Annotated in this window: 18 protein-coding genes; 11 read left to right on the forward strand and 7 right to left on the reverse strand. The window is 39.1% G+C overall.

Annotated elements, in window-relative coordinates:
- Position 1: 1 nt before the first annotated feature.
- Positions 2-958: a MoxR family ATPase gene (locus tag I6F42_RS14035; RefSeq protein WP_004335627.1), complete on the reverse strand. Its 957-nt coding sequence runs from the start codon at positions 956-958 to the stop codon at positions 2-4.
- A gap of 306 nt (positions 959-1,264) precedes the next feature.
- Here I6F42_RS14035 and fadI point away from each other — a divergent pair, with 306 nt between their 5' ends.
- The 3 genes from fadI to I6F42_RS14050 all read left to right on the forward strand — a co-directional run bounded on the left by fadI (position 1,265) and on the right by I6F42_RS14050 (position 5,365).
- On the forward strand, positions 1,265-2,575 hold the full coding sequence (gene fadI / locus I6F42_RS14040; RefSeq protein ID WP_004335629.1) for an acetyl-CoA C-acyltransferase FadI: 1,311 nt from the start codon (positions 1,265-1,267) through the stop codon (positions 2,573-2,575).
- Positions 2,575-4,782: a fatty acid oxidation complex subunit alpha FadJ gene (gene fadJ, locus I6F42_RS14045; RefSeq protein ID WP_197152522.1), complete on the forward strand. Its 2,208-nt coding sequence runs from the start codon at positions 2,575-2,577 to the stop codon at positions 4,780-4,782. Before fadI ends, fadJ begins: the two co-directional genes overlap by 1 nt.
- A gap of 73 nt (positions 4,783-4,855) precedes the next feature.
- A complete protein-coding gene (locus I6F42_RS14050) occupies positions 4,856-5,365 on the forward strand; it encodes a GNAT family N-acetyltransferase (protein ID WP_197152523.1) in 510 nt (169 codons plus the stop codon).
- A gap of 36 nt (positions 5,366-5,401) precedes the next feature.
- Here the strand turns inward: I6F42_RS14050 and I6F42_RS14055 are convergent, their stop codons facing one another.
- The gene (locus I6F42_RS14055; RefSeq protein ID WP_007580596.1) at positions 5,402-5,788 is read right to left on the reverse strand and encodes an MmcQ/YjbR family DNA-binding protein; all 387 of its coding nucleotides are present in this window, start codon (positions 5,786-5,788) and stop codon (positions 5,402-5,404) included.
- Positions 5,789-5,982: 194 nt separating this feature from the next.
- On the opposite strand from I6F42_RS14055, the gene yeiP reads away from it, so the two are divergent.
- Entirely contained in the window at positions 5,983-6,555 is a 573-nt protein-coding gene (yeiP, locus tag I6F42_RS14060) for an elongation factor P-like protein YeiP (RefSeq protein ID WP_007580599.1), read from the forward strand.
- 352 nt (positions 6,556-6,907) lie between these two features.
- Positions 6,908-7,102: a hypothetical protein gene (locus I6F42_RS20225; RefSeq protein ID WP_010554659.1), complete on the forward strand. Its 195-nt coding sequence runs from the start codon at positions 6,908-6,910 to the stop codon at positions 7,100-7,102.
- Here I6F42_RS20225 and I6F42_RS14065 read toward each other — a convergent pair.
- Positions 7,099-9,351 (reverse strand): EAL domain-containing protein, encoded by a 2,253-nt coding sequence (locus I6F42_RS14065; protein ID WP_197152524.1) that lies wholly within the window; start codon positions 9,349-9,351, stop codon positions 7,099-7,101. The two genes, I6F42_RS20225 and I6F42_RS14065, sit on opposite strands and share 4 nt — an antisense overlap.
- A gap of 54 nt (positions 9,352-9,405) precedes the next feature.
- Positions 9,406-12,129, reverse strand: a complete 2,724-nt coding sequence (locus tag I6F42_RS14070) for an insulinase family protein (RefSeq protein WP_197152526.1) — start codon at positions 12,127-12,129, stop codon at positions 9,406-9,408.
- A 192-nt stretch (positions 12,130-12,321) separates the two neighbouring features.
- Here I6F42_RS14070 and sixA point away from each other — a divergent pair, with 192 nt between their 5' ends.
- From sixA to I6F42_RS14085, 3 genes are read left to right on the forward strand one after another with little or no spacing between them, the layout of a single operon-like run.
- Positions 12,322-12,792 carry a phosphohistidine phosphatase SixA gene (gene sixA, locus I6F42_RS14075; RefSeq protein WP_197152529.1) on the forward strand — a complete coding sequence of 157 codons (471 nt, stop codon included), beginning with the start codon at positions 12,322-12,324 and terminating at the stop codon, positions 12,790-12,792.
- A 24-nt stretch (positions 12,793-12,816) separates the two neighbouring features.
- Positions 12,817-13,170: a RidA family protein gene (locus tag I6F42_RS14080; protein ID WP_197152531.1), complete on the forward strand. Its 354-nt coding sequence runs from the start codon at positions 12,817-12,819 to the stop codon at positions 13,168-13,170.
- 8 nt (positions 13,171-13,178) lie between these two features.
- The gene (locus I6F42_RS14085; protein ID WP_197152533.1) at positions 13,179-13,916 is read left to right on the forward strand and encodes an SDR family oxidoreductase; all 738 of its coding nucleotides are present in this window, start codon (positions 13,179-13,181) and stop codon (positions 13,914-13,916) included.
- A 1-nt stretch (position 13,917) separates the two neighbouring features.
- Here I6F42_RS14085 and I6F42_RS14090 read toward each other — a convergent pair whose 3' ends face one another.
- On the reverse strand, positions 13,918-14,847 hold the full coding sequence (locus I6F42_RS14090; protein WP_024591640.1) for an AEC family transporter: 930 nt from the start codon (positions 14,845-14,847) through the stop codon (positions 13,918-13,920).
- A gap of 27 nt (positions 14,848-14,874) precedes the next feature.
- Positions 14,875-15,432: an endonuclease SmrB gene (gene smrB, locus I6F42_RS14095; RefSeq protein ID WP_007377742.1), complete on the reverse strand. Its 558-nt coding sequence runs from the start codon at positions 15,430-15,432 to the stop codon at positions 14,875-14,877.
- Positions 15,433-15,584: 152 nt separating this feature from the next.
- Here smrB and prmB point away from each other — a divergent pair, with 152 nt between their 5' ends.
- Positions 15,585-16,520 carry a 50S ribosomal protein L3 N(5)-glutamine methyltransferase gene (gene prmB / locus I6F42_RS14100; protein ID WP_197152536.1) on the forward strand — a complete coding sequence of 312 codons (936 nt, stop codon included), beginning with the start codon at positions 15,585-15,587 and terminating at the stop codon, positions 16,518-16,520.
- 64 nt (positions 16,521-16,584) lie between these two features.
- Positions 16,585-17,682 (forward strand): chorismate synthase, encoded by a 1,098-nt coding sequence (gene aroC, locus I6F42_RS14105; RefSeq protein WP_197152545.1) that lies wholly within the window; start codon positions 16,585-16,587, stop codon positions 17,680-17,682.
- A gap of 295 nt (positions 17,683-17,977) precedes the next feature.
- Here the strand turns inward: aroC and I6F42_RS14110 are convergent, their stop codons facing one another.
- On the reverse strand, positions 17,978-19,978 hold the full coding sequence (locus tag I6F42_RS14110; protein WP_197152547.1) for a fused MFS/spermidine synthase: 2,001 nt from the start codon (positions 19,976-19,978) through the stop codon (positions 17,978-17,980).
- A 129-nt stretch (positions 19,979-20,107) separates the two neighbouring features.
- Here I6F42_RS14110 and I6F42_RS14115 point away from each other — a divergent pair, with 129 nt between their 5' ends.
- Entirely contained in the window at positions 20,108-22,108 is a 2,001-nt protein-coding gene (locus tag I6F42_RS14115) for a winged helix-turn-helix domain-containing protein (protein ID WP_308807878.1), read from the forward strand.
- Position 22,109: the final 1 nt, after the last annotated feature.

Here is a 22,109-nt window from a genome sequence, read left to right on the forward strand (position 1 = left end):
CTTATGGTACGGCTACAAGTTCAACTATACGGCTTATTACTTGATCTTTAGTAATGCCATCGGCTTGGGCTTCGTAACTTAAAATAATGCGATGACGCAGTACGTTATGCACAACAGCTTGAATGTCATCAGGTGCTACAAAGTCACGGCCTTGAAGCCATGCATGAGCACGAGCACATTTATCAAGTGCTATTGTTGCACGCGGACTTGCACCAAATTCAATCCAGCTACCTAGTTGCGCATCTAATTTAGCGCCTTCACGGGTGGCAATAATAAGTTGTACTAAATATTGCTCAAGCGGCTCTGCTAAATAAAGGCCTAATATTTCTTTACGAGCTGCAAATAAATCGCTTTGACTAATTTTTTGCATTACTGGTTGTTGCTCGTTAAGCGCTTCGCCACGTGTTAAACGTAGTATATCAAGCTCATGCTCTGCGCCAGGGTAGCCAATACTTAGGTGCAGTAAAAAGCGATCCAGCTGGGCTTCTGGTAACGGGTAAGTCCCTTCTTGCTCTAGCGGGTTTTGTGTTGCCATAACTAAAAATAGTTCGCTAAGCGGATAAGTGTTTTTACCAACGGTCACTTGGCGCTCTGCCATGGCTTCTAATAGTGCTGATTGCACTTTGGCTGGTGCACGGTTAATTTCGTCAGCTAAAATTAGGTTGTGAAAAAGAGGGCCTTTTTCAAATACAAACTCGCTAGTTTGTTGGCGGTAAATATCGGTACCTGTTACATCAGCCGGTAATAAGTCTGGCGTAAACTGTACGCGCTGAAACGATCCTTCAATACCTTTAGCAAGTGCATTAACTGCACGTGTTTTTGCAAGCCCAGGAGGGCCTTCTACTAATAAGTGACCATCAGCTAAAATAGCAATAAGTAGCGCTTGTGTAAGCTCTGGCTGGCCAATGATTTGTGTATCTAAGTACGTTTTTAATTGTGAAAATGCGTTAGCTGCCATAATAAGTGGACTGTCCTCGTCAGCTGGGTTTGTACCTAATAGTGTTAGGTGATAAATACTGACCTATTTATAAGGTTTATAATTGGGTAACTCAAGAGTTAGACTGTATTTTTTAAAATAGTTCGTTATTTTTTAACGATTTTTAGCGTACCACAAAACTTTGTAAATGCGTCTAAAAAAGCCTATTGTGATAGTCGTAATTAAACACTATTTATATAAATTTGTGTTTATCTATTGGCTTTAGTACACGGGTTGTTTAGAATCGAGGAAAACAAACAGGTCAGACCTGTCAGCGGGAGAGCATAAATGTCTGAGCAAAACATACTAAAAACACCAAAGGGCGACCGTATTGCCATAGTTAGCGGCTTACGTACACCTTTTGCAAAGCAAGCAACAGCGTTTCACCATGTACCTGCACTTGATATGGGTAAATTGGTGGTTAACGAAATGCTTGAACGATTAAATTTCAACAAGTCAGAAATTGATCAACTTGTATTTGGTCAAGTAGTACAAATGCCAGAAGCGCCAAATATTGCACGTGAAATTGTATTGGGCACAGGTATGCCGGTATCGGTTGATGCATATTCTGTATCGCGCGCATGTGCTACCAGCTTTCAGGCTATTGCTAATGTAGCTGAGTCTATTATGGCGGGATCTGTAAGTGTAGGTATTGCAGGCGGCGCAGATTCGTCATCAGTATTGCCAATTGGTGTAAGTAAAAAGCTAGCAGGCAGCTTAGTTGATTTAAATAAAGCGCGTACGCTTGGTCAACGCTTAAAAATATTTTCAAAACTGCGCTTAAAAGATTTATTACCAGTGCCTCCTGCTGTTGCAGAGTACTCAACAGGCCTTTCAATGGGGCAAACTGCTGAGCAAATGGCTAAAACACATAATATTAGCCGTGAAGATCAAGATGCGTTAGCGCATCGTTCTCACTCACTTGCAACGCAAGCATGGGCTGATGGAAAGTTAAAAGATGAAGTAATGACGGCACATTTACCGCCATATAAAAGCTTTATTTCAGAAGATAATAACATTCGTAAAAACTCAACTGTTGAAGGCTACGCCAAGCTTAAACCTGTTTTTGACCGTCAGCACGGTACTGTTACCGCCGCAAATGCAACACCATTAACTGATGGTGCAGCGGCCGTACTTATGATGAGCGAAAGCAAAGCAAAAGCACTAGGTTATGAAATACTAGGTTACGTACGTAGCTTTGCATTTTCGGCAATTGGCGTAGAAAAAGACATGTTAATGGGCCCAGCTCATTCAACGCCTATTGCACTAGATAGAGCGGGTATTACGCTTGCTGATTTAGATTTAATTGAAATGCACGAAGCGTTTGCATCGCAAACACTTGCCAATATGAAAATGTTTGCTTCAGACAAATTTGCACAAGAGCATTTAGGTCGCAGCAAAGCAATTGGCGAAATTAACATGGATAAGTTTAACGTTAACGGCGGCTCTTTAGCATATGGTCACCCATTTGCAGCAACAGGCGCACGCTTAATTACGCAAAGCTTACACGAGCTTAAACGTCGTGGTGGCGGTTTAGCATTAACAACAGCGTGTGCTGCTGGTGGTTTAGGTGCAGCCTTTGTATTGGAGAGCGCGTAATGACAGATTCAGTATTTAATTTAGCGGTAGATGAAAATAAAATCGCCGTGGTAACGATTGATGTGCCGGGTGAGAAAATGAATACCCTGCGCAGCAGTTTTGCCGATGATTTAAAAGTATTACTAGAAGACGCTAAGTCGCAAAATGTAAAAGGCATGGTATTTATAAGCGGAAAAAGCGATAACTTTATTGCTGGCGCCGATGTAAAAATGCTCGATAGCGTTCAAAAGCGTGAAGATGCTTTAGCTATTAGCGAGCTATGTCATCAAGCGTTTTTTGATATGACAAAATTGCCATACACAACAGTAAGTGCGATTCATGGCGCTGCATTAGGTGGTGGTTTAGAGTTTGCTTTAGCATGTGATTACCGTGTTGGTACCGACAGTGATTTAACAAAAATTGGCTTACCAGAAGTGCAACTTGGTTTACTTCCTGGTGGCGGCGGCACCCAACGCTTAACTAAAATTGTAGGTATTCAAAAAGCACTAGAGTGGATGCTAACAGGTAAACAGATTCGCCCTACGCAAGCTAAAAAAGCAGGTGTGCTTGATGACTGTGTACCGCACAGTGTGCTGCTAAAAGTTGCAAAAGAATTTGCGACTAAGAAAAAGCCACAAGCAAAAGAGCCAAAGCTCGACAATATTAGTAAATTACTAGAGTCAAACCCGTTTGGTCGTAACTTTATCTTTAAAAAAGCAAAAGAAAACGTACTTAAAAAAACGGGCGGGCACTACCCAGCACCACTAGCTATTATTAAAGCAGTGCGAGCTAGTGTAGAGCTTGATGAGCTAAAAGCGTATAAAACAGAAGCTGAAAGCTTTGCAACACTTGTAATGAGTGACGAATCGAAAGCGCTTCGCGGTATTTTCTTTGCAACCACTGAAATGAAAAAAGAGTGGCGCAATGATGACGCACCCGCAATAAGCAAAACTGCTGTTTTAGGTGGTGGACTAATGGGCGCAGGCATTGCGCACGTAAGTGCTGTTAAAGCTAAAGTACCGGTACGTATTAAAGATGTAGCAGAGCAGGGCATTAGTAATGCAATGAGCTACACCTATAAAATTTTAGATAAGCGTCTTAAGCGTCGTATTATGTCTAAAGCTGATGTGCAGTTAACGATGAACCGTATTACAGGTACAACTGACTACAGTGGCTTTAAACACATTGATTTAGTAATAGAAGCGGTGTTTGAAGACCTTGCACTTAAGCAAGGTATGGTTGCAGACGTAGAGCAGCAATGCCAAGCAAATACAATTTTTGCAAGTAACACGTCATCATTACCAATATCGCAAATTGCAGCGCAGGCAGCACGTCCTGAAAATGTAATTGGCTTGCATTACTTTTCACCAGTGGAAAAAATGCCATTAGTGGAAATTATTCCACACGAAGGTACGTCTCAAGAGACCATTGCCCGCGTTGTTAACTTTGCACGTAAGCAAGGTAAAACGCCAATTGTTGTAAAAGACATGGCCGGTTTTTACGTCAACCGTATTTTAGCGCCTTACTTAAACGAAGCTGCTAACTTAATGTTAGCAGGCGAGCCAATTGAAAAGATTGATGCGGCGCTTGTTGAGTTTGGTTTTCCGGTAGGCCCGCTGGCTCTACTTGATGAAGTAGGTATTGATATTGGCTCTAAAATTGCCCCAATTCTTGAAAAAGAATTAGGCGAGCGTTTTAAAGGCCCTGATGCATTTATGCGTATGATTGATTCAAAACGCCTTGGCCGTAAGTCTGGTCGTGGTTTTTATGAATACGATAAAAAAGGCAAAAAGGTTGATGAGTCAGTTTACGAACTATTGGGTGTTACCCCGGCTCCACGTTTAAACAAGAGCGAAATTGCTAAGCGTTGTGTATCGCAAATGCTTAACGAAGCAGTACGCTGTTTAGATGATGGCATTATTGCCAGCCCACGTGATGGCGATATCGGTGCAATATTTGGTATTGGTTTTCCACCATTTTTAGGTGGCCCGTTTAGCTATATGGATAAATTAGGCGCAAGTAAAATAAGCTCTGATATGTCTACATTAGCTAACAGCGATGCTAACTTTGCACCATGTGAATCACTGGTAACAATGGCAAGCTCTGGTGCTACTTTTTATAACGCAACACATGTTGAGGTTGTAGCTCCTGAAGTACAAAGCACTGAGTCACAAGAGCAAAGTGTAACTGAGCCTGAAGTTATTAAAGAGATTGAAACGAAAGAATAAAGTTTCTGCTATCTAAAAAAACCGCATTTAAATGCGGTTTTTTTATAGTTTTTATAAATAAATGAGGAGCTTAATGACATTATTTACACAAAGATTGAGCATGTACCAAATGGAAGAATCTGATTGGCCTCTTTTTCTAGCGCTTCATCGCGATCCTCAAGTCCTTAAGTATTGTTTTGATACGCCAATGGAGTCACTGGTAAGAAACCGCTTTGAGATACGCTTGCCTAAGTGGAATGCTAAATCACGTCATCCCCTGTGTTTACTCATTATTAATAATCAAACAAAGCAACCTGTGGGTGTTACAGGCTTTGCCTATGACGGAGAAACCGCAGAGCTTGGTTATTTATTATTGCCAAAGTATTTTAATAAGGGCTACGCGACAGAATCCCTAAGAGCTGTGATTGACTGGGCTTGGAAAGAATGTGGTATTAGGCAGTTTAAAGCAGTCGTAACGCGTGGCAATATTGGTTCTGAAAAGGTGCTTGGTAAGTGCGGTTTAACCCATGCCGATACACTTTTTAAAGTGCATACAATAGGCGAAAAGTTATATGACGATTTAATTTATACGCTTAAGGTGTAGGGTTTTAATGGGCTAGTAGCCTAGCCCAAAAAGTGTTTACAAGTGAAGTGAAATAGCTTTTCGGTCTTTTTCTGGCATGTTTTCTACGACTAAATTAAATGAGTTATCAATCATTCTCTCAATTTCACCTTGTGGAATTGTGCCGTCTAAAATTACTGTGTTCCATAAGCGTTTATTCATATGGTAACCAGGGATCACTGCCGGGAAAATATCACGCAATGATATTGCTTCATCAGGATCGCACTTTAAGTTAAGCCACCAAATAACCTCACCATCATCATTAGTTTGACCGTCATTGCCAATAGCAAGAGTCGCAAACATTTTATGATTCACTTTATATACATCAACCTCTTGCGCAAATGGTTTTGTAACCTGAACAAGTGGTTTTTTAACTAAATACTCATGTACTTTTTTCTGGTCCATGATCCATTCCTTGAAGTCATACTCGGTAAAGCTACCATAGCAGTTTTTTTCACATTTGATTATATGTATTTTAGTATAAATTAAAATTTTACAAGCTAATACAACATGTAGCGTAAAACCAACGTAATTTTAGTTGAACAAAATCCAGTTCGTGGTATGTTTCTGGCAATCAAAAAAATAATAGGAATTCACACATGCCAAAGGCGAGTGATGTTAAAAAAGGTACTGCTATTGACTTCAATGGCCGCGTTTTAGTTGTAAAAGATATTGTGCGCTCTGTGCCGCAAGGTCGTGCTGGTGGTAGTTTATACCGTATGCGTTTATACGATGTGGTAACCGGTGGTAAAGTTGACGAAACATTCAAAGACAGTGACATGCTAACGCTGGCTGATTTAACACGCCGTGAAGTAATGCTATCGTACATTGATGGTGACGAGTATGTGTTCATGGATAATGAAGATTACACGCCTTATAACTTAAGCAAAGATGCTATTAGCGAAGAAATTTTATTTGTTAATGAAGAAACACAAGGCGTACACGTAATTGTTATTGATGGCGCGCCAGTAGGGCTTGATTTACCGTCAAGTGTTGAACTTGTTGTTGAAGAAACAGACCCATCTATCAAAGGTGCATCTGCGAGTGCTCGTTCAAAACCTGCACGTATGTCTACTGGCTTAAATATTTCTGTGCCAGAGCATATTTCAACAGGTGACCGTATCCGTATTAATACTGTTGAACACAAATTTATGGGTCGTGCTGAAAAGTAACTTGTAATACCAACCTGCATAAATCCTTGATCAATTTAACGAATTAAATTGCACTATAACGTCGTTAAAAGTTTTTCATTTACGACTGCATGGATGCAGGAGGTAGAGCAATGCAGGGAGCAATTGCCGAGAACAACTAGATATAAAAACTTTTGCCTAGTTCTAGCGTAATTTTCTTAACGTTAAATAGACCCCATATATAAGCAGATTGGTATAAATTATAATTTTAAAAGCCGAATCTGTGTTTAACAGATTCGGCTTTTTTGTGCACGCGGGGGATTTGTTGCTTTAAATTTAATCACGTTAGCGTTAGAATAAGTGCCGTATTTTTGAGCAACTTTAAAGGGTAATTTTGTTTATAGTTTTACTAAGCAGTATATTTATAGCTTTAATGTATTTAGAAGCCATTAAAAAAGGTATGCCAATTAAGCGATGGCTTATTTTAGGCGGTTTACTTGGGCCTGTGGCCTGGTGCTTATTTAATCTACATTATCGTCGTGCTTTAGTTAGAAATGTAGGTATAAATGCGTGTATATGGCGCCCTTAATTTATCGACGCCACATTTTTATTTTTTCTAATTAAGCTTGGGGCTGCTTTAGTGTGTTGCTGCTTTAAAAATTCAGTAAATTCACTTTTTGATAGTGGCTTAGAATAGTAATAACCTTGTACTGTTTCGCAATTAAGCTTTTTAAGTATATCAATTTGATGAGCTTGTTCTACACCTTCAGCAACTACATGCAAATCAAGGTTATGCGCAATAGTGACTATTGAGTCGACCATATTACGCCCACGTTCGTTGGTCATGTCATCTATAAATGCTTTATCTACTTTAAGTGTATTAAGCGGAAATTGCTTTAAATACGCTAATGATGAATAACCAGTACCAAAATCATCCATTGCTAAATGAATACCTCGGGCACTTAACGAACGCATAATTGCAATGGCTTCTTTAGGGTCGTCCATTACAGTACCTTCTGTTATTTCAAGCTCTAAAAAGTAAGACGGTAATTCGTTTTTTTGCAAAATAACGTCAATACGAGAAGTTAAATCGGGGAGGCTAAATTGCTTTGCTGATAAGTTGACAGCTACTCGGCCGCTAAATAAACCGCTATCTAGCCATTCTTTTACGTCTCTGCAGGCTTTGTTTAATACAACTTCGCCAATTTCAATTATTTGGCCCGTTTCCTCGGCTATGGGTATAAACACGCCTGGGCTAATAATACCTTTTTTGGGTGTAATAAAGCGTACTAATGCTTCCATTCCGGTTAGCTTGCCTGTGCGAATATTCATTTTTGGTTGGTAGTACACTTCAAAATGATCTTCTTTTAAACCAAAGCGCATAAGGTTTTCTATTTGCAGTCGTTTAACGGCTTGACGGTTCATCGTGTCGTTAAAAAATAGGTAGCTATTACCTTTCTTTTTAGCATGATACATCGCGGTATCTGCATTTTTTAAGAGCAGTTCAGGCGTATTACCGTCTTCTGGGAATAATACAATGCCTACACTTGAGGTGATTGCCAGTTCGTGGCCAGCCATTTTAAATGGTGTAGCAATGGCTGCTAAAAACTGTTTTGCCATACGTGTAATTACATGTATGTCGTTAGTGTCAGACATTACAAGAGCAAACTCATCGCCGCCTAAACGATAAAATACATCATTTTCGCGGGTTAGTTTATTTAAGCGCATTGCTAGTTTAGCTAATAAGCTGTCACCTAGTTGATGCCCTAACGAGTCATTTATTTTTTTAAAGTTATCTAAATCGAATACAAGCAAGGCGTGATGCGAGTTGAGCTTTACTAGCTTTTGCAAATCAGTAAAAAATAAATTTCGGTTAGGCAGACTAGTTGTGCGATCTCGATTCGATAAGTTATGTAACTGCGATTCGGCTTTTTTACGCTCTGTTAAATCTGAATAAACAACGACATAATTAGTTATTTGATTTTGATCGTTTTTAATTTCATCTATCGATATTTCTATAGGCAATAAAACACGCTCACTATTACGAAGCTTCACTTCTTGTTGGATATGTTCGCGCTCTTTTACTATTTCAATAATTCTGTTTGTGTAGCTTGGCTCATACCCAGATAGGTTGAAATCTTTTCCTAAGTATTGCTCGCGTACGCCACCAAACAAGGTTAAAAAACTCGGGTTTATATCAACCAGTTTAAAGTTTTTATCGTAAATTGCTAAGGCGTCAGTGAGAGATTCAACACATTTAGCAAAAAGGTTTAAGCGCTCTTCCGTTGATTTTAACTGTGATATATCGCGAACGGTACCTGTCATTCTAAGGGGTGATAAGTTGGCGTCTTTTTCAATTATTTTTCCGCGATCGAGTACCCAATGCCAACGACCAAATGTATCTTTGATTCGGTAGGTGGCTTCAAAAAAAGCAGACTGCTCTGCAAAGTGTACTTTTAACAAGTGCTCAACGTTATTAATATCGTGAGGGTGAATAAGGCCTTTGTTTGGCGGAAACCCCATTAAGGTAGTCGAATCCATTAAGTACTTATCGTTAATACGAATAACTTCGCCTGTTTTTATGTTCCAGTCCCAAAGTGTATCGCCGCTACCTTCTACAGTACTTTTAAGGCGTTTTTCCGAAAGACGGAGTTGACGGCGTGAGCGTCTAAGTTTGTGGATTACAAATAACAGGTAGGGCAAAGCAAGCGCTATAATGGCGCTTGCTAGTATAAGTATATTGTCTGAGTTGTAATTAAATGATGACTCAAAGGCAAAAAGCTCAAATGAGTAAGCAAGTACTACAAGCATGCTTAGTTTTATTATTGTTTTTATCATTTTTTGATTACTTCTAATTTACAAATGATAATTTAAAACAAGCTAAACCTAGAGTCAAAGAGATTGAGAGTAAACGGGCATATTTTGAGATTTACTGACTTTCGCCGAGCTTAAAAGCTCATATCTTGGTCTATTATCATCAAATAGGCTTAGTGCATAAACTTTTACTTCTCTTAGTGTTAGTGCGTTTAGGGCATCTAAAAGTCGCTGCTGCATATGAAATTCGTGATCTCTGTTACCAATAGCAAGCCATAACCGTTGTGAGCGCAGGCGCAAGTTTTTATCTTTTTCTGCAATATGAGTACTAAGGCCATGTTTTTGCTGTTGCCAATCGTTTTCATCAAGTGCATCAATGTTATCAAGGTAATTTTTAATAAAGCTGTTATGACGATGCAATAATGTTTTTGCATCAAACTTAGGTGACTGCACATAAAATGCTATTCCAGCACGAGTATTAAAAGGTGCATAACCTGCGCCCACTAAATAACCTAGCTGTTGTGTTGTTCGTAACTCGTTAAAGTAATCTTGATTAATTAAATGATTTAACGCCATCATTTTTACTTTTTCGACCACGCAATCCGTTTGCGCCTGATAGTAAACTACCATGGCATGGTCGCTACAAGGAAGTTCTAACTCGTAGCGAGTTACTTTTTTAATTTCAAAAAGAGGGCGTCTTAAATCTTCAGTTATGGCTGCGTTTTTTAGGTGTTCTGCGACCTTTTTTTGAAAGGCTAATGCATCACTTTGCTGCCAGTTACCATGTAAAAATGATTCAACATGTAGTGCTTTAAAAAAGTCTGTTCTGAACTCATTAAATTGCTGAAAACAGGTGTTTTTTAATGCCGATGCAAGCTCCCCAGGTTGAGGGTTCCAAGGCATTATTTTTGCGCCTAAAATACTAAATAACTCACTGACTGGTTTGTTTTGGTTGCTATTGCGCCAATGCCTTACAAGTTGTTTTTTATATTCAGCAAAGCGTTTTGCACAAATTTCTACATTAAATAAAGCATCTATTAATTGATCAACAAGCTCTAACTGACTGGATGAAAGCCCAGCGGTATGTAGAGTTAATCCACCTTGATGCGAGGTTAAGTGGTAGCTAAGTCCCGCAAGTTCTGCTGGATAAAATTGCTCGCCGACACTATCCATAAATAAATCTGTAAATAAACGGGTGAGTGCCATATGTTTTACATCTTTTACGGCAAAATCAGAATCCATGGCCAAATAAAAATGGCCTTTAGCAACACGAAATGTGTTGTCTTGTTTAAACCAAAAGTCAAAACCGGGTTCTTTTACTAATAACTCGGGTTTTGTTTGTGGTTTTACGACATCAAATAACACCACTTCTTTTGTTAAATAAGGATTAGCTGTAGGTAGCAGCATTTCGCTCAGCGGCTTATTTATCTCGCTAAGGGCATCAAGCCAACTAGGTGAAATATGTTCTACTTTATATGGTGTGTTGTACCATGCCGTTTTATGTTCAGGCTCTACATCTGGATGTATAAGTACGATGCGCATATTATGTGGCGTTAACCAGTGCATGGCCATTTCGTGGGTCGCTTTTTTAAAGCCTTCCATTAAATAGTCGCCTTGCACGTAGTTTGCTTCGTCGTAATGCTGCATATTAATGCTTAAATTACTGACCCAATCAATTAAGCGTGATTTTTCTTGGTTATCGAATGCTATTTGTAATAGATTTTTTTTATCTTGATATAAGCGCGGCAATTTTTCGGTGTTATCGTTAATTAAACAAATGTATTCAAACACCATTTCAATAATATCTTCAAAGTATTCAATACCCTCATCGGTAAGCGCTAAGCTAATATTAAAATCTTTAAAGTTGCTGCCATTAATACCACCGCCAGCAGAGAGCGCGTTTATCCAGCCTTGCTCTTTTAAAATAGAATAAAGAGAACCCGCGCCTTCATAGCCAAGTAAGTGGGCAATAAAACTTACTGTTTTATGGCGATAAAAGTCGTCAATATTAGGCATAGCAAAACTTATAATAAGTTTTTGCATATGCTTATGTGGCTCAATATGGAGTATTTTTCCTATGTCTTGTTTACGATAAAGTGGCTCACTGATCTCTGGCTTTTTAAGGTTTTTGTTGCCGTTAATTGCGCCAAAGTAAGTTTGAGTCCAGCTTTGTAGTGTGTCTAGTGTTTCGTTTGCGCAAATAACTAAAGTCATCCACTGAGCTTGGTACTGGCTATTAAAAAAGTCACGAAGCTCATCACTAATACAGCGCTCTCTGTCAGCTAAGGTTTGTAGGTTTCCTACAGAAAATTTAGCAAATGGATGAGCTGGATTTACCGTTTCTTTATGGGCTTGATAAATACGGCGACCGTCGTCTTTTATTTTTAGTTTAAACTCGGCTTCAATTGCGTTGCGTTCTTTTTCTGTTTCGGCTGAATTTAAAAGTGGCGCAATAAAAAAACGGCTAAATTGGGTAAGCGCTTGTTCAAATTCTTGATTGTTAATATCAAAAAAGTAACAGGTATGCTCAGTGCCGGTCCACGCATTGGTGTTGCCGCCAGCTTGCGAAACAAAATTATTAAAACTGCCTGAATCTGGGTATTGGTCAGTGCCTAAAAAAAGCATGTGCTCTAAAAAGTGTGCTAGGCCTTGCCTATCAAGAGGGTCGTCAAAATGTCCGGCGTTAACTGCCATTGATGCTGCCGCTTTTGTAGAATCTTTATCTTGCACTAATAGTACTTTTAGACCATTGTCCAGTGTAAAGGCGCGGTATGCTCTGTTATCATTGCGGCTGATATTCAAATGATGCTCCTGAAACTAAACGTTTACTTGTTAACAACAGATGATGACTTCAGGAAAGCGAAGTACAGCTTAAAGATTTACCTGAATCTCATGAAAGAACTATTTTAGAAATAAATAGATTTATATTGTTAATATAGCTGACAAACGGGCAAACTGGCTACTGTTTTATATTCTTTAATCGGTTGATTTTTTATGAAAACAATCCTAATAATGCGCCACGGCGAAGCAACACCCATGCAGGTTGATGATGCAGGTAGAAATTTAACCCAAGCAGGGCACGATGAAGCTGAAAAAATGGGCCTTTGGCTCAGTAAAGCACATTACCCTGATGCACTGTTAGTTAGTCCTTACATTCGAGCACAGCAAACAGCTGCAGGTGTGGCTAAAAATAACGTATTTAAATTTAGCGAAACCACGTCTGATATAATTCCCGAAGGCAAACCTCAAATTGCTGCTGACTACATCGAAACACTTATTGCTACTCACCCCCAATGCAATACATGGCTTGTTGTATCACATATGCCTATTGTAAGTTATTTAGTGGACCAATTAAGCCCTGGCAATATGCCCATTTTTAATACGGGCGCTGTTGCTGTTATTAGTTACGATGAGCAAACCCAGCGTAGTAGTTATTTAAGTATAAATGCCCCAGAAAACGTTTAAATATAAATAATTGAGTAAAGTAAAATGACAATAGAACGTTTACAAACAGGTGCGCGCATGAGCCGCATTGTAAAACATAATGGCACTGTGTATTTATGTGGGCAGGTATGCGCCGACGCGCAAAAAGATATCAAAGAACAAACTCAAACTATGCTTGATAAAGTAGAGGCATTGCTTGATGAAGCGGGAAGTTCAAAAGAACATATGCTTAGCGCGACTATTTATGTAAAGAGCATGGAATACTTTGCAGATATGAATGCAGTATGGGATGCATGGGTACCCGAGGGTTATGCACCTGCACGGGCATGCGTGGAAGCTAAAATGGCACGTGATGCACTACTTGTTGAAATTTCAGTCGTTGCAGCTTTAAAAGAATAATAGCTTTAATGAATCGCTCCCCCGTTGTACTTATCACAGGCTCTAGCCGAGGTATTGGCGCAGCTACCGCACTATATTTTGCAAAGCATGGTTATGATGTTTGCATTAATTATAAAGCTGATTTAGCTAGTGCGAAGCTAGTAACCGATCAAGTAAGAAGCTTTGGCGTTAGAGCTCAAGTTATAAAAGCAGATGTATCGAAAGAGGCAGATGTTTTGGCGTTATTTGACTTTATTGATAAAGAGTTAGGTCAACTTGATGTACTAATAAATAACGCCGGTATTTTAAAACCACAAATGCCTTTGTTAGAAATGAGTGCTGAGCGCATAAACGAAGTTTTGACTACAAATATTACCAGTGCTTTTTTATGTAGTCGTGAGGCAATAAAGCGAATGGGAAATGGCGGTAGTATTGTTAATGTTTCATCGGGGGCCGCTAAAACGGGCTCTCCTAATGAGTACATTGATTATGCAGCATCTAAAGGTGCAATGGACACATTTACTATTGGCTTGGCAAAAGAGGTGGCAAGTAAAGGTATTCGTGTTAACTCTGTTAGACCTGGGCTTATTTACACTGATATGCATAGTGATGGCGGCGAAAAAAATCGAGTCGATCGTCTTAAAAGTAAATTACCCCTTGGCAGAGGCGGTACACCCGAGGAAGTTGCTGCAGCAATTTACTTTTTAGCTTCGGAGCACGCTTCTTTTACAACGGGTAGTTTTGTTGATGTAGCCGGCGGTTTGTAAGCTAAAGTAATAAAGCTAGCCAAAACGTAAAGCTAATAACACTTAAGATAGTAGAAAGTACGACAGCCCCAGCAAGAGTAGCTTCATGCTGCTTTATTTGACTCGCAATAAGATAAGCATTTACGCCAACAGGGGACGCACTTAAAAGTACCAATACATTAAGTATTTGCGTGTCTAGCTTAAATACATAGGTGCCTACCAATAAAACTAACGCAGGCAATAAAAATATTTTTAAAATTGATGCTATTAACGCGGGTTGCCAATTTGCTGCTATTTTATAAAAAGCTAAATTAGCACCAAGTACAAATAGCGCACAGGCAATTGCTGGTTTAGCTAATAGCTCCAAACTATTTGCTAAGTCGGTGAACAGTGTTACTCCTAATATGTTTAATATAAGCCCGCATCCAATACTCAGTACTATTGGATTTAACACCATACTTTTTCCAAAGTGCGACCACGAAAATTTATCGCTACTGCCCTTAGCCCCTATTAAAAAAGTAAGTGCAAATAACAATGTGCTATGAAAAGTAATGATCATAAACGCAATGGCTATCATCTCTTTGCCAAGCGATGCAATAACAATAGGAATACCCACTAACACCATATTTGAATAGCTAGAAGCGAGTCCAAAGACGCCGTGTTGTTGGTAATTTTTTAAATACTTTTTATTTAAATAAAAGCGATCAATTAAAATACCCACCCCAAACACGCTCAGAACGGGTATGTAAAAACTCAAAAATGCAAAAAGGCTAATGCTTTGCTGTAAGTTAATTTGCGACATATTTAACAATAAAAAAGCAGGCAAACTAATATAAAAAGTAAATTTACTTAAGCCTGCAATATGCTGCTTTTCGAAAAATTTTAATCGGCAACAGCTATAACCAAACGCAACAATAAAAATGAGTGGAAAAATAATTGAAAAAATATGCACGTAGTTACATCCTAGTAATAGCTAAAGTTAGCGTCTAAATTCATCACTTTGCGGTAAATTAATTAGTATGAGTACAGCGCCTCTACCACCATATTCGAGAGGGGCTTGGTGCATCGCTATTACGTCAGGGTGCTGTACTAAGTACTGAGGCACTTTGTGCTTTAGTACGCCGCCGCCAATACCGTGCACTACACATGCACAATAGTAATGCTGCTTTTTACATTCGTGAATGAGTCCAGCGAGTTCATCTTTAGCAAGTTCTTTATTTAAGCCATGTAAATCTAGCGTCAAATCGGGTGCAAAGTCACCACGGCGAAGCTGTTTAGCTAGGAAGGTATCTTGGCCTGGTTTTACATATTTAACCGTGCCGTGGGTGTCTATATCGGGAATATAAACGTCTGAGAAGAAAAATTCAGATTGAGCCTGCTTTTTTTGCTGGGCAAATTGCTTAGCTTGTGACACCTTAGGCTTTGTATCAAAACGATGAGTATCTTGTTTAAATACTTTGGCGCCTGTGATTGTTTGACGAAATAAGCTTATGTCGTCATTGCTTAGGGACGAATGTGATGGAGTGTCTTTTTTCATAACTATTACCTAAACAAAAAAACGTAAAAACGCAGCGCAAAAGGCGGTACAATACTTAAATGAGGGGCAATTGTAATTTGCCCAGCGCAGATAGGCAATGCAATCGTCTTAAAGACTCAAAACAGTCAGTAAGCTAATACAGGTAAAAATATATGAGCGATTTACAAATAGAAGAAGCAACACTCGAAGAAGCCGTTGCAGAACTGTCAACTTTACATGACTGGTTACGTTGGACTACAAGCCAATTTGCAAGTAGTAGTATATTTTTTGGACACGGTACAGATAACGCATGGGATGAAGCTGTAAGCTTATTACTGCCTGCGCTTAGCTTGCCTGTTGATGCGCCAAAAGAATTAATGCACGCGCGTTTAACAAGCACAGAAAAAAATCAACTTGCGGGTCTTATTGCAGAACGTATTAACGACTGCACACCAGTCCCTTACTTAACAAACATTGCATGGTTTGCGGGTATGCCATTTTATGTGGATGAACGTGTACTTATACCTCGCTCACCGTTTGCTGAGCTTATTAGCAACCGCTTTACACCCTGGCTTGAAGAGCCTAAGTCAGTAAAGCGCATATTAGATTTATGTACGGGTTCGGGTTGTATAGCAATTGCACTTGCTCAAGCTTTTGAGGAAGCACAAGTTGATGCGGTAGATATATCGTATGAAGCGCTTGAAGTGACAGACATTAACATTAACGATTACATGCTAAGCGATCGTGTGTTACCCATTCAGTCTGATGTATTTAGCGGTGTACCAGGTCAAAAATACGACCTAATAGTAGCAAACCCACCGTATGTTGATGCAGAAGATATGGCTGACCTGCCACGTGAGTTTCATCATGAACCAGAGCTTGGGCTTGCATCAGGCCACGATGGTTTAGATGTAACCCGTACTATTTTAAGTGAAGCGAGTGAACACCTAACTGATAACGGTTTGTTATTTGTAGAAGTTGGTAACTCTATGGTACATATGGATGCACTGTATCCGGGCGCGCCGTTTGAATGGATTGAATTTGAACAAGGCGGCTTAGGTGTATTTGTAATTAGCAAAAAGCAGCTAGATGAGTATTTTGCAAAATAAGTAAAAAATGAATAGCCAAGCCGTGTGCTTGGCTATTGGTAGTCATTAGGAATGAGGAAAGTTAATGGCAGGTAATAGCATTGGACAGTTATTTAAAGTGTCCACCTTTGGTGAGAGCCACGGCGTTGCATTAGGCGGCGTTGTTGATGGTACTCCCGCAGGTCTTGAAATCACAGAGGCCGACTTACAAATTGATTTAGATCGCCGAAAACCAGGCCAAAGCCGTTATACAACGCAGCGCCGCGAAAGCGATCAAATAAAAATATTAGCAGGCGTTTTTGAAGGTAAAACCACAGGTACCAGCATTGGTTTATTAATTGAAAACACCGATCAACGTTCGCAAGATTACGGCAAAATTAAAGATGTATTTCGCCCAGGTCATGGCGATTACACGTATTGGCATAAGTACGGCCTGCGCGATTATCGTGGTGGCGGCCGTTCGTCTGCACGCGAAACCGCAATACGCGTAGCGGCAGGCGCTATCGCTAAAAAATACTTAAAGCAATTTCATGGTATTGAAGTTAAAGCATGCTTAAGCCAGCTAGGTCCTATTAAGGCGGAAACGTTTGATTGGGACGAAGTTGAAAATAACTTATTCTTCTTCCCTGATGCAAGTAAGCTTGAAGTGCTTGACGAATATATGCGTGACCTTAAAAAGCAAGGTGACTCAGTTGGCGCTAAAGTAAAAGTAGTGGCAAGCAACGTACCGGTAGGTCTTGGTGAGCCAGTATTTGACCGCCTTGACGCTGAACTTGCACACTCATTAATGAGTATTAATGCAGTTAAAGGCGTGGAAATTGGTGATGGCTTTGATGTAGTTGAGCAAAAAGGCTCTGAGCATCGCGACGAGCTAACCCCTGAAGGTTTTACATCAAACCATGCAGGTGGCGTACTTGCCGGTATTTCGACAGGGCAAGATATTATTGCTTCTATTGCGCTAAAACCAACGTCGAGCATTACCATCCCAGGTAACAGCATTAATACAAGCAACGAAGCGGTTGAGATGATCACCAAAGGTCGTCACGATCCGTGTGTTGGCATTCGTGCAATCCCGATTGCTGAGGCAATGATGGCTATTACATTAATGGATCATTTACTGCGCCAACGCGGACAAAATCCACATGTAAACCACGAACACGGGCCAATTAATGGCTCAGTGTGATTAATTTATTTTTTAAATTAAACTGAGTGGTTTAGTGTATTAGAGCACGGTTTTATATCGTGCTTTTTTACGTTTACTCTTTTATAAATCAAGTTTTGTGACTATTAAAAATTTGCAGTGATTATTTCACTAACTCTTGTTTTATCGGATTATGTGGTTACTTACTCGGTGTTACAGTACTAGGTAACTGAATCAAATACAGAAACCAATATTGTTGCTGTCATTAAGAGGGGGATATAATTTAAATACGAAGTGGTTTTTATATTTTTAAGGGGGCTGTACCCCCAAGTTTAGCTTAAAATTTTAATAGCGGTAATGAGCTGTTTTTTTGATCCGTCCAATGTACTAACTCAGTTTTTAGATAGGATTTCATCGGCGATAAATCACTTACCTTAATAGCATCTAAAAATAGTTGATTACTTGTTAACACAACCCACTCCGAATTTAAAGCGGTGAGCTTTGTTGAATTATGTTTAAATTTTATTAATGCTTTTGCAAAGTTAGTACTATGCGCTTGGAGCACTGGTAGTAAATCTATATGGTTATTTGATATATGGATAACTAAAATACCGTTTTCACTTAATCGTTGCCAGTAAAGCTCAAACGCTTCCTGAGTTAATAGGTGGGCGGGAATTACATCACTTGAAAATGCATCAATAACCAAGGCATTCATTAAAGGGGCATTGTTTTTAAGCTCGTTTACTAATGAAACTCTGCCATCACCAATGGTTACATTTACTTTAGCTGGGCTGTTTTTAAGATAATCAAAATACGTATCAGCCATTTTGTATACTGCGGGGTTTAGCTCATAAAAATGGACTGTATCGTGCTTGTCAGCCAGGCTAGCCAATACTCCTGCACCTAATCCTACGACGCCCATGCTGAGGTTTTCTTGGTTTTTAAGTATCGCGAGCGACTTAGCTACGCCTGTGTGCTGGTGATAGTAACTGTTAGTGAGTGAATTTTGACTATGCAAAGGCTGCGAACCATGAATTGTGGTGCCATCAATTAAGCGTCTTTGCGCAAGCTCTGCAGTATTGATATCTTTTACTGTGAGGTAGCCATAAAAATTTCTTTGTGATGCAACGTTATATTGATTGAAACTAAAATAAAGAACGAGATAACAGCCACACCACAGAGCTGACGCGCCGATTAGCAGCGTATTTATTTTTTTTAATTTAGTTATTTGAATGTAGCTAATGAGAGTAAGTAGTACTGCCAAGCTGACGATATATTCGGTGATTTGTTCAAATAACACGGGAGCAAGTAACGTGGTAAATAAGCTGCCAAGCGCGCCACCTAAAGCAATATACAGGTAAAAGTGTGTTAGCAATGTGCTTTGTGGTGCAAGTTCTCTAAGTTCACCGTGGCAAATCATGCAGCCAGTAAATAAAATAAAGCTATAAATTATAATTTGTGCAATAGCGTTAAATTGGCTCCCTAAAAAGTACATTATCAACCCTGCAAACGCGCTTAATATAAAAGCATATACCCAAACAGAACGATTATAGTTGTTTTTACTGGCAAACGTATAGCTAAAAGTCACTAAATAGATAGCAAGCGGCACGACCCATACAAGTGGCATTGGTGGGATATTAGTGCTGATCATTTGTGTTGTCGCAATTAACATGATTGAGCTTGTCGCGGATAAAATAATCCAAAGTACATTTGGTTTTTTTGACATTTTTTTTGTAAGCGGTAACGGTGATTTATTTTTTTTGCTGCTCATGCTCAATAGCTTATAAGCTAAACAGATTAATAGCATGCAGTAGATAAGCAGCCCTATTTGCCAGTAATTTTTTTGTTGCTGCAGTGAAAAAAACACCTCAAATATAATTGGGTAGCTTATTAAAGCCAATAAAGAGCCTAGGTTAGAAACCGAATACCAATGATAAGGCACTGTATTTTCACCGCGCTTTATGTACCATCGTTGCATAAGCACACTTGTGGCACTTAGCAACATAAATACTAAGCCAATTTGATTCAGCAAGTTTACCATCACTGACCAGTTGGGGGTTAAAGTAAAATTAACTTGGAATTTGTTAAGGCTAATTAAGCTTGCTAAAACAACGAGCGAAATATGGATTACTATTTGTTTTTTTAGTGGATAACGACTTAAAAAGTGTGCATAAAAATAGCCAAGCAATAAAACAGTTTGATAAAAAAATAGACTGGCAGACCACACCGATGCCCCGCCCCCAAATCGAGGTAACAGCTCTTTAGATAACATAGGTTGAATTTGAAATAGCAAAAAGGCGCTAACAAAAATGGTTAAGATAAATAAGATACGAAGCATGGATTTTAATTGTTAATGAATAATGCTATCAGCATTACGGATAATAGATTAAGCAGCAATGGAATTACCCTAGAGTTTCTCTTAAGAAAACCTTAATATATGATTTATAGTAATTTATTGGAGTAGTCAGTGGGCCGTTTTGTAATAGGGGAATTTGCTATAGATGTAAGCCGCTGTAAAATATCATCAGCTGACACAGAGCAAGTCGTTGAACCCAAAGTCATGGATGTATTGCAATATATGTATTCACATCGGGGCACTGTGGTTAGCCAAGAACAAATTTTTTCAGCCGTATGGCCAAATGCTACATTTAGCCCCAGCTATGTGCAGCGCTGTATTGCATTGCTTAGAAAAGCATTGGGTGAAGATTCAAAAAATCCACGGTATATTATTACTCACCCTAAACGAGGCTATAGCCTTGAGGTAGACGTTGCTCAGCTTAATAGACCCAAGTGTATATACTTATCAGTGTTGGTAATTTTAATGGTTACACTGAGTGGGATCGCAAGTTGGCTTTACCCCGATACACCGCAGGTAAAGACACGTTTTACTAAATTGATGCCTATTTCTTCGAGTGAAGAAAATGAATCGAGCACTTCTTTGTCACATAATGGTGAATATATAGCCTTTGTGCGTGGTGATAAGTCGAAGCAAGCTATTTGGTTAAAAAACTTACGCTCAGGAAAAGAAGTTAAATTAACACAAAAGCAATCAACCTATCACAGCCTAGGGTGGAGCAGTGATGACAGTGAAATCGCATTTGTGAATCAGGATGATACCCAAACATTGGGGTATTTCACTTTAGACAAGCTGACATTACAACCTGCAAACTATAGAACAATTTATACTTTTAAAGACTTTAAGGTTACGAGCCAACAGTTAGAGTGGGCGAATAACAATAATATTTATTTCATTGAAAAACGCCAAAGCGATAATCATACTCAACTAAGTACAATTGATTTAACAACCCAAGTAAAACGTGTTGTTAAGGAAGCTGCTGGGCAAGATTGGATGATGTTACATGCATTATCACCGAGCCAGCAGTATATTGCTCTAACTTCTGAATCTGGTCAAAACCAATACAGAATTGATTTGTTCGATATTGAAACAAGCTCGACTAAAACATTAGCAACGGTTGAAGATGGAGTGCAGGGGTTGAGCTGGCACCCCAATGCACAACAATTATTGATTAGTAATAAACATCAACTTCAGCTATTAAATTTACAGGGTCACCTGACTAAGTTGGCGTTTAATAACTACCACATTATTAGAGACGCGCATTTCTCGTTGTCAGGTAACGACATTTTAATGGAGTTAGTAAAGGTTGATGTGGATATTATCCGCTCAACTCGTCAAGAGCCAACGCAATTCGAAACGCTTGTAGATACCTCTTCAGTCGACTTTTTACCGGTTTACTCTCCCGATTCGTCTAAATTTGTATTTGAATCTCACCGATTTGGTACAAAGCAATTATTTTTGTATGAGAATGGGACGCAAACGCTGATTTTTTCTAACCCAAACAATGAAGAATTATTTGGTATAGTGTGGTCAAAAGACGGTGAGGAAGTGATCACTGCCAGTAAAAATACACTATTTAGAATTAATCTAGAAGAAGAAAGCTTTCAGAGTATTCCTCATTCCTACCATTCATTTTATCTACGAGAAATGTATCACCACGAAGCTGCTATTTTAGTTTCTTATCGCGCTGCAGACGGTGTTACTTTTCACCCTGCTAAATTTGATTTAGAGACGCTTGAATTAACACCTTATACAGGTTCAGGAAAGCGCTTGGAGTGTTATGCAATGGATATTGATGAACGGGATCTGGTTTACTTTTCTAATGATAAACAAGTATTTAGGCTTAACGAAAAAAATGAGTTAGAAATTATTTGGGAATCACCAACAAAAGAGATTATTGGTTTGGCCGTTCACGAAACGGTTATGACAGTAACACTTGCAGATAAAGACGGGTATGAGATGAATGAAATAGACTTTAATACAGGAAGGAGTAAGGCGATCTTTAAAGGCAAAGATGATGGGGAGATGTTAATAAACGCATCTCATGACTTTCAGCAGTTTCTTTATTTAACAGAGCCTAAAAGAATACGTACCTTAGTACGCTTAAATTAAC

The organism is Pseudoalteromonas sp. SWYJZ12, from assembly GCF_015864395.1.
Taxonomy (GTDB): domain Bacteria; phylum Pseudomonadota; class Gammaproteobacteria; order Enterobacterales; family Alteromonadaceae; genus Pseudoalteromonas; species Pseudoalteromonas arctica.